Origin of the sequence: Marinobacter sp. UBA5687 (assembly GCF_002420325.1) — a bacterium.
Lineage (GTDB): Bacteria > Pseudomonadota > Gammaproteobacteria > Pseudomonadales > Oleiphilaceae > Marinobacter > Marinobacter nauticus.
Map to the genome: position 1 here is coordinate 20,613 of NZ_DIHV01000038.1, position 1,068 is coordinate 21,680.

Below are 1,068 nucleotides of genomic sequence, written 5' to 3' on the forward strand. Positions count from 1 at the left end.
ACCAGCATCACCCAAAGCGGGATCTTCGCTGAGGTAACCACACCACCACCGGCCTGAATGGCATCATTGATGGCCGCCAAAGGGCCAATGGCATTGGCCACGTCGTTGGCGCCGTGGGCAAAGCTCAGCAGGGCCGCGGCGAAGATCAACGGCCAGGTGAACAGGGTATTCACCCCCTGCGCACTGTTTTCCATGGTCGAGGCTTTGCGGCCCACCAGGGTCCGCATCACGAAAAACACTACCCCCGCCACAATCAGGCCGATCACCGAGGCTTCCACCATATCCACTTTGACGATCTTCTTGACGCCCTTGATCATCAGATAGGTGGCAAAGGCCCAGGCCATAATCGCCACCAGCCAGGGCACAAAGGTACGGGCAGAGGACACCAGATTCTGGCGGTACAGTACGGTTTTCTTGATTGCGAACAGGAACAGCGCCGCCAGGGCACCGCCCAGCACCGGTGAGATCACCCAGCTTGCAGCAATTTTGCCCATCACCGCCCAATCGGCAATGGTCCAGCCACCAGCCGCAATACCGGCCCCCAGGACACCGCCAACGATTGAGTGGGTGGTTGAAACCGGCGCGCCCATCCAGGTGGCCAGGTTCAGCCACAGGGCGCCCGCCAGCAGGGCCGCCGTCATTAGCCAGACAAAAGCGCGCGGATCTTCCAGGCTAGTCGGATCAATTATTCCACCCTTGATGGTCGACACTACATCGCCACCGGCGATCAGCGCGCCGGCCGCCTCGAATACCGCGGCAAGAAGAACGGCTGCCCCCAGTGACAAGGCGCCGGAGCCCACCGCCGGACCGACATTATTGGCCACATCGTTGGCCCCGATATTGATCGCCATGTAGCCCCCGATAACGGCGGCGGCCATCAATAACATGGCGTTAGGCAGGCCCTGGCTGAAGGAGCCAACCACAAGCCAGACACAAAGAAGGAAAAGTACGCTAAGTCCGACCCTGTACCGTTCCGTGGAGGGGCTGGTGAGAAGGTTATCCAGAAAGCTGCTGGAACGGGCCATACCAATTGATTCTCTTGTCTTGTGGACAGAAGGGGTTTCGGCA

1 protein-coding gene is annotated in these 1,068 nt (G+C 59.9%); it reads right to left on the reverse strand.

Annotated features, from left to right (window positions below; genetic code table 11):
* On the reverse strand, positions 1-1,025 hold a 1,025-nt coding region (locus tag B3Y70_RS04185; protein WP_288589246.1), incomplete at its 3' end, for an inorganic phosphate transporter.
* Positions 1,026-1,068 lie beyond the last annotated feature (43 nt).